Genomic DNA, 14,882 nt, shown 5'->3' with positions numbered 1-14,882 from the left:
CGCTCGTTCACGTGACCGCGCGTCACCTCTGCTTCAAGGGCGGACGAGTCGAGATTGCGAGCACCGGTGCAGAAGAAGCGGCCTCGGAGCAAGGGCGGCAGCAACAGCGGTTCCGAGGCGGCGCCGACGACCCCGGTCGAGGGCGGTCGCCGCGTGCGCGTCCGCAGCCGGCTGGTCGCGGGCGTCGCCGTCGTCGGGATCACCGTCATAGCGGCGGGGACACCGGCCGTGCTCGCCGCCTCCTCCGACCTCACCGACTCGCAGCACCTGGTCACCCTCGCCGAGCTGAACCAGCAGGCGATCTCCCTGGCCCACTCCCTCGCCGACGAGCGCGACGAGGTCACCGCCTACATCGCGGGCGGTCGGCAGGGCGAGCCGGGCAACCGGGGCGCCCGCGTCGACCAGCGGGTGGACGAGATCCGGGAGACGGCACCGGCCGACCTCCAGCGCGACCTGTCCGCCATTCCGTCCCTGCGCCGCGACGCGGTCAGCGGCAAGGACACGGCCCTGGAGGCCCACCAGGCGTACTCCGAGGTCATCTCCAAACTCCACGGCCTCGCCGACGAGCTCGCCCGCTCCACCCCGCCGCGCGCCGCCGACGCCACCCGCACCCCGCAGGCGCTCGGGCGGGCCACCGAGGAGGCGTCCGCCGCCCGGGGGCTGCTGCTCGCCGCGCTCGCCGTACCCCGCCCGGAGCCGGCCCCGCCGCGCATCGACCCGTTCACCGGGCTGCCCGTCCGGAGCGAGGACGAGGGCGAGACCAAGGAGGACCGCACCCGCGACGCGCTGAGCGCCGCCGCCCAGCAGGCCCGGGTCGGTGAACTCTCCGCGCTCGCCGACTTCGACCGGTCCGCCGGCGCCACCGCCCGCGACAAGCTGGCCTCCACCGTCACCGGTCCCGAGGTCAACAGCGCCGAGAAGTACCTCGCCGAGCTGACCGACCGCCCCGAGCTGTCCGACTCCGACCTGAAGGTCAGCGGCAAGAAGGTCGCCGCGGCCCTCGCCGCCCGGGTCGACCGGATGCGCTCCGTGGAGTCCGCGCTCGGCACCACCCAGGTCCAGCGCCTCGAACAGCTCCGCGACGACGACGTCACCGCACTCGAACTGCGCATCGCCCTCCTCGGCGGCTGCCTGCTCGTCGCGGTCGCCGTCTCCACCGCCGTCGCCCGCACCCTCACCCAGCCGCTCGCCGTGCTCCGGATCGGCGCCGCCCGGCTCGCCGCCGAACCGGCCACCGCCGAACCGGTCCGTTACACCGGCCGCAACGACGAGTTCGCCCAGACCGTCCGCTCCATCAACGCCTTGCACGGCAGCCTGCGAGAACTGCTCCGGGAGGTCGACGGGCGCTTCGCGCACCTGGAGACCGAGCGCGCCGAACTGCTCGCCGGACGCGAGGCCCTCACGGTGCAGCGCGCCGAACTCCAGGTACGGGCAGCGGACCTGACGGCCCAGCTGGAGAAGCTGAAGAACACCGTCCACCACACCTTCGTCAACCTCTCGCTGCGCACCCTCGGACTGGTCGAGCGGCAGCTCGGCGTCATCGAGTCCCTGGAGGAGCGCGAGCAGGACCCGGAACGGCTCGGCACGCTCTTCAAGCTCGACCACATGGCCACGGTCATGCGCCGCCACAGCGAGAACATGCTGGTCCTCGCGGGCGCGGACCACGGACAGAGCCACCCGGGCCCGATCCCGCTGGTCGACGTCCTGCGCGCGGCCGTCAGCGAGATCGAGCGGTACGAGCGGGTCACCATCCAGTCCCTGCCGCCGCACGCCCAGGTCGCCGGGTTCGCCGCGGACGACCTCAGCCACCTGGTCGCCGAGCTCCTGGAGAACGCCACCTCGTTCTCGCCGCCCGACTCCCACGTCCAGCTCTCCGGCTGGCTCCTGGAGAGCGGTGAGGTGATGCTCTCCGTCCAGGACGAGGGCATCGGCATGTCGTCCGTACGGATGGGCGAGCTCAACACCCGCCTGGCCGACCCGGCGCTCTTCGAGGCCGGCGAGCAGAACGCCGACGGGGCCGGGCTCGGCCTCCAGGTCACCTCGCTGCTGGCCGCCCGGCACGGCGTACGCGTGGAGCTGCGCGAGCAGAAGGGGAGCGGGGTGACCGCGGTCGTCGTCCTCCCCGAGGCCCTGCTGCCCAAGGCGCTCCCGGCCGCGACGCCCCCGTCGGTCACCGCCCCGGGCGACGCGCCCGCGCTGAACCTGCCGGGTTCGGTGGCCGAGGCCAACTCCAACACCCTGCCGGGACGCACCGCGTCCACCTCGGACGACCCGATGATCGCGGCGGCGGAGAGGGCCCTCGCGGGGGCTGCGGTGGCGCCGGAGGCGCCTGTGGTCCCGGAGGCCGGCGTGGCCCCTGAGGCGCCTGTGGCCCCGGAGGCGGCGGAGACGCCGGTGGTCCCGGAGGCCGGCGTGGCCCCTGAGGCGCCTGTGGCCCCGGAGGCGGCGGAGACGCCGGTGGTCCCGGAGGCCGACGTGGCCCCTGAGACGCCGGTGGTCCCGGAGGCCGGCGTGGCCCCTGAGGCGCCTGTGGCCCCGGAGGCGGCGGAGATGCCGGTGGCCCCCGAGGCCGGCGTGGCCCCTGAGGCCGGCGTGACCCCTGAGGCCGACGTGGCCCCCGAGCCGCCCGAGGCCACCGAGCCGCCTACGGCCACCGAACCCGCAGCGACCCCCGAACCCGACGCCGAGCCCACCCCCACCCCCGAGCCGGAGCCCGCCCCCGAGCCCGCTGCCGCCGCCCCCGAGACCGACCCCGAGCGCACCCTCCAGGTCCGCCTGCCCCGCCCCCCGCCCCCGGCGGACGCGGCCCCCGCCGGCCCGTACGCCATCGGCCCCGACCGCCACGAGCGCGCCGCCGACGAGGCCCCGGTCCCCGCCGCGCCCGAGGCCCCCGCAGCGGCTGACACCGTGCCCGGCCCCCGTCGGCCCGAGGCCGAGACCGTCACCGACAAGGGGCTGCCCAAGCGGACGCCCAAGGTGGTCCGGCCCGCCGGGGCCCCCGTCGCCGAGCGGCGGGGGGGCGTCGACAAGGAGGCCCTGCGGCGCAGGCTCGGTGGATTCCAGCAGGGGGCCAGGGACGGCCGCCGCGACGTCGAGGCCGAACTCGCCGAGGGCGCGAGCCCCACACGTACCGAGCACGCCGAGCCGGCAGGCCGCAGCGACGGCCGGACCGGAGAGACGGGGGACACAGTCGAGGAGGCACGCAGTTGACTGCGCCCAGCACATTCGGGCTGAGCACCGAGGCCCGGAACCTGCACTGGTTGCTGAGCAATCTCGTGGAGGAGGTGCCAGGGGTCCACTCGGTCACCGTCGTCTCGTCCGACGGGCTGATGCTGCTCTCCTCCGACCCCGGCCACCACGACGCCGCCGAGCCCGCGGCCCCGCAGAACGGACCGCGCGGTTCCAGCGCCGACCTGGCGACCATCGTCTCCGGCATCGGCAGCCTCACCGTCGGCGCCGCGAAGCTGATGGACGGCGGCGGTGTGAAGCAGACCATGGTCGCCATGGACGAGGGCAGCGTCTTCGTCATGTCGATCAGCGACGGCTCGCTGCTCGGGGTGCACGCCGCCCCCGACTGCGACATGGGCGTCATCGCGTACCACATGGCGCTGTTCGTCGGCCGCGCCGGACACGTACTCACCCCCGAACTCCGCAGTGAGCTGCGCAAATCGATGGAGAGCACCCAGTGAGCCACGCCGCAGCCGGACCCGCCCGCAAACTGCCCGTCCGGGGGGCCGGCAAACGGCCCGCGCGGGTCCGCCCGTACTCGCTCACCGGCGGCCGTACCCGCTTCGGCCACGTCCTGCTGGTCGAGACGTTCGTCGCCGCGCTGGAGGCCCCCGAGGAGCGCCGCGAACTCACCAACGGCAATCTGACGACCCGCCTGATGCCGGAGCTGAGGGCCATCGTCGAGCTCTGCCGCCGGATGCGCACCGTCGCCGAGATCTCGGCGCTGCTGAAGATGCCGCTCGGCGTGGTCCGGGTGCTGCTCAGCGACTTGGCCGACCAGGGAAAGATCCGCGTGTACGGGACCGGGCACGGCACCGGCCAGCCCGACCGCGCACTGCTCGAAAGGGTGCTCGATGGACTCCGCCGTCTCTGAGTCGCTGTTCGCACCGCGGCAGCCGGGCCCGGAGGACCAGCCCGAAGAGAAGCTCCAGCCCTGGCAGCTGGACCGCACCCGGGCCCCGATCGCCACGAAGATCGTGGTCGCGGGCGGCTTCGGCGTCGGCAAGACCACGTTCGTGACCGCGGTCTCCGAGATCACCCCCTTGCAGACCGAGGCCATGATGACCCGGGCCAGCGAGGACACCGACGACCTCAGCGCCACCCCGGACAAGGCCACCACGACCGTCGCCATGGACTTCGGCCGGCTCACGCTGGACGACGACCTCGTGCTGTACGTGTTCGGCACGCCGGGCCAGCAGCGGTTCTGGTTCATGTGGGACGACCTGGTGCGCGGCGCGATCGGTGCCGTCGTCATGGCCGACACCCGCCGCCTCGCCGACTGCTTCCCCGCCCTCGACTACTTCGAGAGCTGCGGACTGCCGTACATCGTGGCCGTCAACCACTTCGAGGGAACGCCGGGCTTCGAGGCCGAGGACGTCCGGGAGGCCCTGACCGTACCCGCGCACGTTCCGGTAGTGATCATGGACGCGCGCAACAGGATCACGGTGGTCGAGTCCCTGCTGGCCCTCGTCGGCCACGCGCTCGACGCCACCCCCGCGTAGCCCCCAGCCTCCCCTCAGCACCACACAACGGAGAACCGCGATGCGGAAGATACTGATAGTCGGAGCCGGTCAGTCCGGGCTCCAGCTCGCCCTGGGCCTCCAGTCCAAGGGGTACGAAGTCACCCTGATGTCCAACCGCACGGCCGACGAGATCCGCTCGGGGCGGGTCATGTCCACGCAGTGCATGTTCCACACCGCGCTCCAGCACGAGCGGGACCTCCAGCTCAACTTCTGGGAGTCCCAGGCCCCGCGCATCGAAGGGCTCGGCGTCTCGGTCGCCGCCCCCGACTCCTCGCGGGCCGTCGACTGGGTCGGCAAGCTCGACGGATACGCCCAGTCCGTGGACCAGCGCGTCAAGATGGCCGGCTGGATGGACACCTTCGCCCAGCGCGGCGGACAGCTCGTCATCCACGGCGCGGCCGTCTCCGACCTGGACTACTTCTCCCGCACCTACGACCTGGTGCTGGTCGCGGCCGGCAAGGGCGAGCTGGTCTCGATGTTCGGCCGGGACGCCTCCCGTTCGCCGTTCGACGCCCCGCAGCGCGCGCTGGCCGTCGCGTACGTCCACGGCATGGGCCCGCGCCCGGAGCACCCGGACTTCGACGCGGTCCGCTGCAACCTGGTCCCGGGCGTCGGCGAGCTCTTCGTGATGCCGACCCTGACCACGTCCGGCCGCGCCGACATCCTGTTCTGGGAGGGCGTCCCGGGCGGGCCGCTCGACGCGTTCCAGGGCGTCAAGGACCCCTCCGAGCACCTGGCGAAGACCCTGGAGCTGATGGAGGCCTTCACGCCCTGGGAGTACGCCCGCGCCACCAAGGTCGAGCTGACCGACGCCAACGGCACCCTCGCCGGCCGCTACGCCCCCACCGTGCGCAAGCCGGTCGGCCGGCTGCCCGGCGGCGGCCTGGTGCTCGGCGTCGCGGACGTGGTCGTCGCCAACGACCCGATCACCGGCCAGGGCTCCAACTCGGCGTCCAAGTGCGCCGCCGCCTACCTCGACGCGATCGTCGAGCACGGCGACCGCGAGTTCGACGAGGCGTGGATGCAGGCCACGTTCGACCGGTACTGGGACACGGCCCAGCACGTCACCAAGTGGACCAACGCCATGCTCGGCGTCCCGCCGGAGCACGTGCTGAACCTGATCGGCGCCGCCGGACAGCTCCAGCCGGTCGCGGACCGCTTCGCCAACGGCTTCAACGACCCGGCGGACTTCGAGAACTTCTTCTTCGAGCCGGAGAAGGCGAGCGCCTACCTCGCCTCGCTGGCGGGCCCGGCCGCCTGATCCCGAGGCTTCCCGGTCCCGGCCGTCACGCGCCCGGGGCCGAGGAGGCCCCGTACCCCTCGTCCGAGCCGTCCTCGGCCCCGTCGGGCAGCTCCGGGCCCTTGTACGAGGCCAGCGGGGCGCCGTCCGGGTCGGGCCGGACCGCGCCCAGCACCGGGTTGGACGCCACGGGCGAGACCTTCACGCTGGTGCCGGGCCGGGGCGCCTGCACCACCAGGCCGTTGCCGATGTACAGCGCCACATGGGTCGCCTTCGGGAAGTAGACCACCAGGTCACCCGGGCGCAGCGCGTTCATCGGGACCCTGGTCAGCAGGCGCCACTGCTCCTGCGAGGTGCGCGGGATGACGCGCCCGGCGCTCGCCCACGCCTGCGAGGTGAGCCCGGAGCAGTCGAACGAACCCGGCCCCTCCGCGCCCCACACGTACGGCTTGCCGATCTGGCGGACCGCGTACTGGACGGCCTCGCCGCCCTGGGCGGTCGGCGGGCGGGACGAGGAGAGCGCACCGGAGGCCACCAGGGCGTTCTGGGCCTTGTCGGTGTTCTTCCGCTCCAGCCCGGAGACCTCGGCCAGCTGGTCCGCGGAGAGCGTGGCGATCTTCGCCTCCACCTGTTTCAGCCGGGACCGTACGGTGTCGCGGTCCTTCTTCTTCCGCGCGGCCAGGGTCCGCTGCTCGGCGAGCACCTTGCGGGACTCCTTCGCCAGCTCGCCGGCCCGCTTCTCGGCCGCGCCGAGCCGCCGCACGGCCGCCGCCCGCCCGGCGGCGAGCCGCTGGATGACCTGTCCCTGGGTCAGGGCGGCCTCGGGGTCGCGCATCAGCAGCAGCCGCAGGTACGCGGAGAGCTCGGACCGGCCCTGGTACTGCTCGCGGGCCAGCTGCCCGGCCGCGTCACGGCCTCTGGTCAGCGAGCGCCGCGCGGTGGCGAGTGCCGCGTCGAGCTTCTTCGCCTTCGCGGCCCGCTTCTTCAGCTCGGCCGTCGTGCCGTTGTAGGTCTCGGTGGCCTCTTCGGCCTGCTGGTAGAGGAGCCGCAACTCGGTCAGCAGCCCGGCGGCCCCGCCGGCCGGTGCACCGGGGGATCCGCCCGTGCCGGGCGAGGGGGCGGCCACGGCGGTGGCCGGCGAGACCACGACGACGGCGGCCAGGGCCGCCGAACCGAGGGAACGTACCAGGGTGCCCGACAACACGACATCACCTCCGGAACCGGGGTGAATCGTGCGACTACCCCATGAGTGAGCGCAATTCGTTCATACGCTCACCCGTGCGACGGGGCGATGCAAGAAGCCACGGCCGTGGCGACCCTCCACCGCCTCCCGGATTCGCCCGGAAGGCGGTGGGCTTCGTCAGGCGACCGGGAACGCGTACACCGTGCGTCCGCGCCGGACGATCGCCGTCTTGTCGTACGCCAGCACCTGGTAGCCGGCCGTGACGGTCTCGCCCTCCGGGGCCTGGTTGCCGATGTCCTGGAACTTCCAGAGGCGCTTGCCGTCGGCGGCGGAGAAGGCGGTGACCTGGCCGGTGCCCGCCGCCAGGACGGTGGAGCCGGAGGGCGTGACGGTGAGGACCGGGGTCGCCTTGTCGGGCGTCGCCTCCGTGGAGCGGCGCCACTTGACCTGGCCGCTCGCCGGGTCGACCGCTCCCACCTGCTGGTTGACGTTGGTCGTGTGCAGCACGTCCTTGGCCAGGACGGAGGCCCCGAAGACCGAGCCGCGACCGCCCTTCACCGTCCACTTCACCTTGTCGCCGGACGTGTCGAAGGCGCGGAGGTCGGCGCCGTCCGCCGCGTAGACCACGCCGTCCCCGTCGCCCATGGCCTGGGCGGTGAGACCGACGGTGCCCAGGGGCTTGGACCACTGGAGCTTCCCGGTCTCGCGGTCGAAACTGTGGAAGCGGATCCTCTTCTTGTACGCCTTCACCTGGCGGCCGGTGAGGGTCGACGGGCGCTGGCGCACGATGAGGGAGTCCGGGCGCACCGCGATCGTCCAGTAGGTCGGCGGCAGGGCTCCGCGGCCGTTGGGCACCTGGGTCCGCCACAGCTCCCTGCGCCGCACGGTGTCGTACGCGAACAGGTACGACTTGACGACCTGCTTGTCCTTGCCGGGCTTCTCGCCCTTCTTCGGCTTGGGCGCCTTCACGGTGGCCTTGGTCGAGCCGGTGAACCAGACGGTCGCGCCGTCCGCCCCGACGAGCGTCCGTACGGCCAGCCCCGGCGCGTCCTTGAACGCTTCGGTGTAGGCCACCCGGTGGGCGGTACTGCCGTCCTTCACCGCGAGCCACAGCATCTCGGTGCGGCCCGCCACGAGGCAGTGCTCCTCGTCGACCGGGAGGGCGGCCCGGCCCGGGGCGCCGACCGGGTTCGCCCAGAGCCGGCGCCCGGTGCGCAGATCGACGGCGATGACCTGGCTCTCGTCCGACATCACGAGCAGGCGGTCGTTCCACAGGGCGGCGGTGAGCGGGACCGGTTCCTCAGCCGGGTGGTGGTAGACCCAGCGCGGTGCCGGGGCCACCCCCGCGACGCTGGGCCCGCCGGACGTCGGCGCCGGCTTGGGGTCCGGGCCGGGCTCGTCGTCGCCCGAGGTCAGCGCGTACAGCGTCCCGCCGCCGACCAGCAGACCGGCCACGCCGCCCACCGCCCCGAACAGCAGCCCGCGCCGGCTGACCCCGGACCGCCGGGGCTCGGCGGGCGGGGCGATGTTCGGGAGGGGCGCGGGCGGCAGCGGCAGCGGGGCGGGCTGGGCGGTCTGCTGCGCGTACGGGTGCTGCGGCTGCGGGTACCCGTAGGCGGACTGGTCCGGCCACGGAGCCTGCTGCCCGGGCTGCCCCGGCTGCCCGATCGCCCCGAGCTGCGTGGTGCGGGTGTCCGGCGCGGCGGTGGACGCGTCCGGGACCGTGCCGCCCGCGGCGACCGTCGGCTGCTGCCACTCGGGCACCGGCGTCGCCCGGTGCTGCGGCGGCACGGCGTCCTGTATGTCGGGCTCGGGCGCCGGCGGCTGGGGCGCGGGCGCGACGGCGTCCCACACGTCCCCGTACGACTTCGGGGCGTTGGCGCCCCGGGCGCCCGAGGGGTTCTCGTCGGACGCCGGATACTGATCGGGCACGGGGTTCTCCACAGACGCGTTCTTCATGGACACGGAATGCTCGGGCGCGGCCGCCAGCCGCCCGGCCCGGACGCCCTGCTCGGCCACCGCCGCCGCCAGCCCCTCCGGGAGCCAGCCGCCCGCGGCCAGGGCCGCTGCGCCCTCCAGGGCGAGTTCGGCGGCCACCGTGCCCGCCGTGGGCCGGTCGGCCGGGTCCTTCGCCAGGCAGCGGGCGATCAGGTCGCGCAACTCGTCGGGGACCCCGGTCAGTTCCGGGGCGGCCTGAGCGATGCGGTCGGCGGCCTCGGCCGGGGGGCCGTCGGCCAGCGGGGTCGTCCCGGTCGCCGCGTAGGCGAGCAGCAGGCCGAGCACGAAGAGGTCGGAGGCCGGGCCCGCCTCCTCGCCCGCGAGCTGCTCGGGGGTCAGATAGCCGAGCCGTACGGAGAGCCTGCCGCCCGGGCCCGCCGACGCCTCCGCCGCCGCACCCAGCGGGCCGAAGGCGGTGAGCCGGGGGCCGTCCTCGGCGAGCAGCACGGTCCCGGGCGCGAGGCCGTGCAGCACGGCGCCGGTGGCGTGGACCCGGGACAGGGTCTCGGCGATGCCGGCGCCCAGTATCCGCACGGCACGCCCGGGGAGCGGCCCGACGGCCTCTATGGCCTCGGCCAGGGTCAGCGCGGGGACGTACGCCGCAGCGGTCCACGGAGCGTCGGAGCCGTCCGTGCGGGTCTCCAGCGGCTCGTCGACCCAGCCTCCGGCGAGCCGGCCCGCGAGGCGCGCCTCGGTGTCGAAGCGGTGGTGGAAGGCGGGCGAGGCGGCGAGCTCCGGCCGGGCGGCGGTGACCACGACGAGCTCGCCGGGGTCCGTACCGTGCGCGAGGCCGGCGTCCGTACCGTGCGCGAGGCCGGCGTCCGTGCGGTGCGCGAGGTACTGCACCGCGGCGGCCGTCTCGCGCAAGCGGGCCAGCACGGTGTACGGCCCGAAGTGGCGTGGCTCGTCCTGACGCGGCGCCTCCATGGCGCATCCCCCCTTGTGACCCGTCCCCGTCCGTCTCCCCAGGGACCAGACGGTCGATCCTAGTGGGGCGGTTCCGGCGGCTCACCGCCCGGCTTCGACCACGGCCACCGGGGCCGGCTCCGCTCACGCCCCCCGGGGGCGTACTCGTAGATCCACCCCCGCTGGATGCCGAGCCGCTTCGTGTGGCCGGCCGGGGTCCTGCGGTACGCGTACACCGTGGGCGGCCCGCCGGCCGCGTCCGGGACCGGGACCTCGTACCACTGGGGCGGATGGCCGGTCGCGCCGGTGAGGACGGGCAGGACCCGGCCGTCCAGCGGGCCGCCGACGAAGGCGGTGTTCTCGCTTCTCACCCGTCAAGTCTGACTGATCAGTCCGGCGGCAGCAGATGCGCGGCCACGCCGGTCAGCGGGGCCAGCCGGTCCACCAGCCGCCCGGCCGGGCCCTCCACGGTCTCCAGCGGGAGCAGCGCGGCCACGGCGGCCGCGGTCTGCGGGTCCGAGGACGAGGTGACGGCCAGCAGGCCGATGAACTGGTCGACCAGCCAGTCCCGCAGTTCGGCCGCGTCCGGCCGCTTGCCCTCGTCCAGCCAGATCAGCGAGGCCGCCTCGACCGCCGCGATCCAGGTGCGCACCATCATGCTCATCCGGGGCGCGGGTCCGCTGTGCTCGCCGTGGCCCAGGTGCAGCAGGATCTGCTCGGCCGCCGAGCGGCGCACCTCGTCCACGATGGTGTTCGTCCGGGAGGTCTCGGCGACGCTGCCGCCCCGGAGCAGGGCGCTGAATCCGGCGTCGTGCTCGTCCACGAAGGCCAGGTAGCGGTCGAGGACGCGGGTGACCCGCTCGGTCGGCGGGCCCTCGGCGGGCTCCGCGAAGCACAGTTTCAGCTGCTCGGCGGCCGAGCGGAGCGCCGCCTCGTACAACTGCTGCCGCCCGCCCGGGAAGTAGCGGTACACCAGCGGACGCGACACCCCGGCCACGGTCGCGACCTCGTCCAGCGAGACCTCGTCGGGGGGCCGGTGCGCGAAGAGCGTGAGCGCCGCGCCGAGCAGCTGGGCGCGGCGCTCCTCGACGCTGAGTCTTCGGTACGCGCGGCCGGGCGGCGCGGCGGCAGCTGGGGTCATGGCCCCCAGACTAAGCGCACCCACCTTCACGCCAGCAGGCCCGAGCTCTTCCAGAGCCGGCGCCCCACCCCGTTCAGGACGCCGATGTCCTCGAAGAAGTCGGTCAGCCGCTTGGCGCCCGTCTGCATGACCTCCGTCCGGTGCCCGCTGGCCTTCACCTGGGCGACCGCCTCGTGGCGGTTCAGCCCCACGTTCTCGTACACCTGCGGGTTGACGAAGCAGACGGAGAAGACGCGGGCCGCCTGTCCGCAGCTGACGCGGGCCAGTTCGCGTTCCCAGCGGGGCGCGGTCACCATCTGGCGGCGCAGCTCCTCGCGGGCGTAGCGGACGTGCCGCGCCTCCTCGATGACGTGGATCCGGGTCACGCCGCGCACCAGGGGCTGGACGCGCTCGTCGGGGAAGGTCAGCCGCTGCATCCAGTCGAGGATCTCCTCGCCGAGGAGCGTTCCGGCGAACGAACCGGGCGTCGTGGAGACGCTCTTCAGGACGCGCGCCATGTTGTGGTAGCGGCGCGGCACGGTGTACGTGGGCCCGCCGCCCCAGGTGATCATGCGGCCGAACATCATCGAGTGCCGGCACTCGTCGGCGATCTCGGTGAGCGCGTAGCGGACGTGGCTGCTGGTCGGGGGCTTGTCGTAGACGTGCCGTACGAGCAGCTGCATGAGGATGATCTCGAACCAGATGCCGAGCGAGGCGAGCGAGGCGGCCTCGTGCCGGGCCAGTTCCTGGCGCTGGTCGTGCGACATGCGCTTCCACAGCGGGGTGTCGTAGAGCGAGACCAGCTCGGGCGGCCAGAACCACTTGCCGTCCTCCGGCAGCGCGTCCCAGTCGAGCTCCTTGTCCGGGTCGAAGGAGTGCTTGGCGGACGCTTCCAGGAGCCGCTCGGCGATCTGCTCGCGGCCGCGCAGCGGGCCGAGTGCGTCGCGGAGCGCCTGCAGGTCGCTTTCGGTCACGGTCGTCATCGCGGAGGCACCTCACCCATGGGTTACCGACGGTCACTCACTATGAGACTGCTTGTCAGCAAGCCCGTCAATCCCTTGTGCGCGACTTGTTGACCGCGCGTCTACCAACGTGTGAACCTGCCAACTGAGCGGGGAGCCCGCCGACTTCCCGGCATTCGCGAGGCGAAGGAGCCGTACGTGTCGACCCACGACCTCTACACCACCGCCCCCGAGGAACCGCTGTGGACCGTGCCCGCCACCGGCGCCGCCCGCTTCAGCTGGGACTACGACGACGGCCGCGAGCGCCTTCTCGCCCTGTACCAGAAGGGCAAGGACAAGCAGTGGGACGGCAACAAGCGCATCGACTGGAGCCTGGAGGTCGATCCCGCCGACCCGCTCGGCACCCCCGACGAGGCCCTGCCCCTGTACGGCACCCCGCACTGGGCGCGGATGACCGAGAAGGACCGGGGCGAGCTGCGCAAGCACTACGCCTCCTGGCAGTTCAGCCAGTTCCTGCACGGCGAGCAGGGCGCGATGATCTGCGCCGCCCGCATCGTGGAGGCCGTCCCCGACCTGGACGCCAAGTTCTACTCCGCGACCCAGGCCATGGACGAGGCCCGGCACGCGGAGATCTACGGCCGGTTCCTGCACGAGAAGATCGGGATGCTCTACCCGGTCAACGACAGCCTTCAGGGCCTGCTCGGCGACACCCTGCGCGACTCCCGCTGGGACATGCCCTACCTCGGCATGCAGGTCCTCATCGAGGGCCTGGCGCTGGCCGCGTTCGGCATGATCCGGGACACCACCACCGAGCCGCTGCCCAAGCAGATACTCGCCTACGTCATGCAGGACGAGGCCCGCCACGTCGCCTTCGGGCGGATGGCGCTGCGCGACTACTACAAGCAGCTCAGCGACGCGGAACGGCGCGAGCGCGAGGAGTTCGTCATCGAGGGCTGCTACCTGATGCGCGACCGGCTCAGCGGGGTCGAGGTCCTGGAGAACTTCGGCGTCGGCAGGCAGGAGGCGAAGGAGCTCTCCGAACACTCCGAATTCCTCCAGCTCTTCCGCAAGCTCCTGTTCAGCCGCATCGTCCCGTGCGTCAAGGACATCGGCCTGTGGGGCGAACGGCTCCAGAAGGCGTACGTCGACATGGGCGTCCTCGAACTCGGCGACTCCAGCCTGGACCTGCTCATGGCGCAGGACGAGGAGATCGCCGAACAGCTCGACAAGGACCGCTTCGAGGCGGAGGAGCGGGCGAGGGTGGCGGAAGTGGCCGAGGCGATCGCGCAGGGCGGGGCGGATGGAACAGGGGACTGAGGAGCACGACGGCCGCGCGGCCCTCCACGCGGCGGTGCGCTACGCGGCCCGCTCCATGCAGACGAGGTCCGCGCGGTCGTCCCATGACGGTACGACGGTGAAGCCGAGGCGTTCGTAGAGCGCGACGGCCCCGGTGCGCCACCGCCAGACGGAGAGCCGCACGGTGCGGGCGTCCGCGCGGCCGGCCTGCTCCAGCGCGGTTCCGAGCAGCGCGGAGGCCACGCCCCGGCCGCGCGCGGCGGGGTCCGTCCAGAGCCGCTTGATCTCGGCGGCGCCGTCGACCGGGCCGGTGACCGCGACGCACCCCACCGCCGCACCGCCGACCCGGGCGACGAGCACGGTGGCGTCGGCGAACGCGCGGTCCGGGGCCTCGGTCTCCAGCCGGTAGCGGTCGGGCAGCCCGGACGCGACCGCGACGGGCACGCCCTTCTCCGCCTCCGTGCACAGGTGGTAGCCGGTGAGCAGCGCGGCCAGGCCGGGCACGGCGTGCAGTGAGCCGGGCGGCGGGCATTCCACGGAGACGGGGCGTCGGTCGTCCATGGCCCGAGAATGGCACGAGGGCGCCTCGCGCCTGCGGCCGGGCAGGCCCCGGGAGACCTGGCGCGCGCATGCCGTAGCTTGGGCGGCATGAGCATGCCCCCGCCGCCGCAGGGTCCTTACGGCGCACCCCAGGGCCCCTACGGCCCGCCGCCGCCCCAGCCGAATCCGTACGCCCAGCAGCAGCCCTGGGGAGCCCCGCAGGGGTCCGTGCCCCAGCCGTGGGGGCCGCCGCCCGGCGGGCCCGGGTTCCCTCCGCCCCGGCGGGCCCGGCCCGGGGTGATCGCGGCGGTCGTCGTCGGGGCGCTCGCGGTCGCGGGCGGCATCGTCTTCGGCGTCGTACAACTGGGGGACGCGGCCGACGACAAGCTGCCGGTGTCCTCGGGGTTCCCGGCGGCCGAGTACCGGCTGACCGTGCCGAAGACGCTGCTGGAGGGCGAGTACACCCTTCAGGAGGACACCTCGGCGACGGACGGCAAGGACATCGAGGACACGTACGACCCGACCATCCGCGACCCCAAGGCGGTGATCACCCAGTACGCGTCGAAGGACGGCGGGACGCTGATCGTCTCCGGGATGTGGGGGCGCATCAAGAAGCCCGAGTTCTCCCGCGACACGATCCTCGACGGGGCCGCCGAGACCGAGGGGATGACCGTGGCGGTGCCCGCACGGGAGTTCACGCCCGAGGGCTACGGGATCACCGTCGCCTGCGAGGTCGTCCGCTCCGAGGACGGGGGCGTCACCAGCACGCTGCCCATGTGCGCGTGGGGCGACGAGAACACCGCCTCCTTCGTCGCCGTCGTCACCGCCGAGACCGCGCTCCAGGACCCCGGGGGGGGGGGGGGGGGGGGGGGGGGGGGGGAGGGGG

General features: G+C 73.6%; 13 protein-coding genes. 7 read left to right on the top strand and 6 right to left on the bottom strand.

What is annotated here, in order from left to right:
- Nucleotides 1-66: 66 nt before the first annotated feature.
- Genes ACN6LM_RS19025 through ACN6LM_RS19005 form a run of 5 tightly spaced genes read left to right on the top strand, consistent with a single transcriptional unit; the run spans nucleotide 67 to nucleotide 6,012 of the window.
- The gene (locus ACN6LM_RS19025) at nucleotides 67-3,210 is read left to right on the top strand and encodes a nitrate- and nitrite sensing domain-containing protein (RefSeq protein ID WP_445066579.1); all 3,144 of its coding nucleotides are present in this window, start codon (nucleotides 67-69) and stop codon (nucleotides 3,208-3,210) included.
- Nucleotides 3,207-3,689 carry a roadblock/LC7 domain-containing protein gene (locus ACN6LM_RS19020; RefSeq protein WP_445066578.1) on the top strand — a complete coding sequence of 161 codons (483 nt, stop codon included), beginning with the start codon at nucleotides 3,207-3,209 and terminating at the stop codon, nucleotides 3,687-3,689. Before ACN6LM_RS19025 ends, ACN6LM_RS19020 begins: the two co-directional genes overlap by 4 nt.
- The gene (locus ACN6LM_RS19015; protein ID WP_425808428.1) at nucleotides 3,686-4,102 is read left to right on the top strand and encodes a DUF742 domain-containing protein; all 417 of its coding nucleotides are present in this window, start codon (nucleotides 3,686-3,688) and stop codon (nucleotides 4,100-4,102) included. The genes ACN6LM_RS19020 and ACN6LM_RS19015 overlap by 4 nt, the downstream gene beginning before the upstream one ends.
- The gene (locus ACN6LM_RS19010; RefSeq protein WP_164402939.1) at nucleotides 4,083-4,730 is read left to right on the top strand and encodes a GTP-binding protein; all 648 of its coding nucleotides are present in this window, start codon (nucleotides 4,083-4,085) and stop codon (nucleotides 4,728-4,730) included. Before ACN6LM_RS19015 ends, ACN6LM_RS19010 begins: the two co-directional genes overlap by 20 nt.
- A gap of 40 nt (nucleotides 4,731-4,770) precedes the next feature.
- A complete protein-coding gene (locus tag ACN6LM_RS19005; RefSeq protein ID WP_445066577.1) occupies nucleotides 4,771-6,012 on the top strand; it encodes a styrene monooxygenase/indole monooxygenase family protein in 1,242 nt (413 codons plus the stop codon).
- Between the two features lie 25 nt (nucleotides 6,013-6,037).
- Here ACN6LM_RS19005 and ACN6LM_RS19000 read toward each other — a convergent pair whose 3' ends face one another.
- The 5 genes from ACN6LM_RS19000 to ACN6LM_RS18980 form a co-directional block, all read right to left on the bottom strand.
- Entirely contained in the window at nucleotides 6,038-7,195 is a 1,158-nt protein-coding gene (locus ACN6LM_RS19000) for a C40 family peptidase (protein ID WP_445066576.1), read from the bottom strand.
- A gap of 156 nt (nucleotides 7,196-7,351) precedes the next feature.
- Nucleotides 7,352-10,099, bottom strand: a complete 2,748-nt coding sequence (locus ACN6LM_RS18995) for an outer membrane protein assembly factor BamB family protein (protein ID WP_445066575.1) — start codon at nucleotides 10,097-10,099, stop codon at nucleotides 7,352-7,354.
- 59 nt (nucleotides 10,100-10,158) lie between these two features.
- The gene (locus ACN6LM_RS18990) at nucleotides 10,159-10,449 is read right to left on the bottom strand and encodes a hypothetical protein (RefSeq protein WP_445066574.1); all 291 of its coding nucleotides are present in this window, start codon (nucleotides 10,447-10,449) and stop codon (nucleotides 10,159-10,161) included.
- Between the two features lie 17 nt (nucleotides 10,450-10,466).
- Nucleotides 10,467-11,219, bottom strand: coding sequence for a TetR/AcrR family transcriptional regulator (locus ACN6LM_RS18985; protein WP_445066573.1), 753 nt, complete (start codon nucleotides 11,217-11,219; stop codon nucleotides 10,467-10,469).
- Between the two features lie 26 nt (nucleotides 11,220-11,245).
- Complete coding sequence (locus ACN6LM_RS18980) at nucleotides 11,246-12,181, bottom strand: AurF N-oxygenase family protein (protein WP_445066572.1); 936 nt, start codon at nucleotides 12,179-12,181, stop codon at nucleotides 11,246-11,248.
- Nucleotides 12,182-12,358: 177 nt separating this feature from the next.
- Here ACN6LM_RS18980 and ACN6LM_RS18975 point away from each other — a divergent pair, with 177 nt between their 5' ends.
- A complete protein-coding gene (locus ACN6LM_RS18975) occupies nucleotides 12,359-13,477 on the top strand; it encodes a ferritin-like domain-containing protein (RefSeq protein ID WP_445066571.1) in 1,119 nt (372 codons plus the stop codon).
- 39 nt (nucleotides 13,478-13,516) lie between these two features.
- On the opposite strand, the gene ACN6LM_RS18970 is transcribed toward ACN6LM_RS18975, so the two are convergent.
- Nucleotides 13,517-14,017, bottom strand: coding sequence for a GNAT family N-acetyltransferase (locus tag ACN6LM_RS18970; RefSeq protein ID WP_445066570.1), 501 nt, complete (start codon nucleotides 14,015-14,017; stop codon nucleotides 13,517-13,519).
- An 87-nt stretch (nucleotides 14,018-14,104) separates the two neighbouring features.
- On the opposite strand from ACN6LM_RS18970, the gene ACN6LM_RS18965 reads away from it, so the two are divergent.
- On the top strand, nucleotides 14,105-14,882 hold a 778-nt coding region (locus tag ACN6LM_RS18965; RefSeq protein WP_445066569.1), incomplete at its 3' end, for a hypothetical protein.

Source organism: Streptomyces sp. SAS_281 (assembly GCF_052542855.1).
The sequence above is the reverse complement of the archived record's forward strand: the minus strand, read 5'-3'. Positions and strand labels throughout refer to the sequence as shown.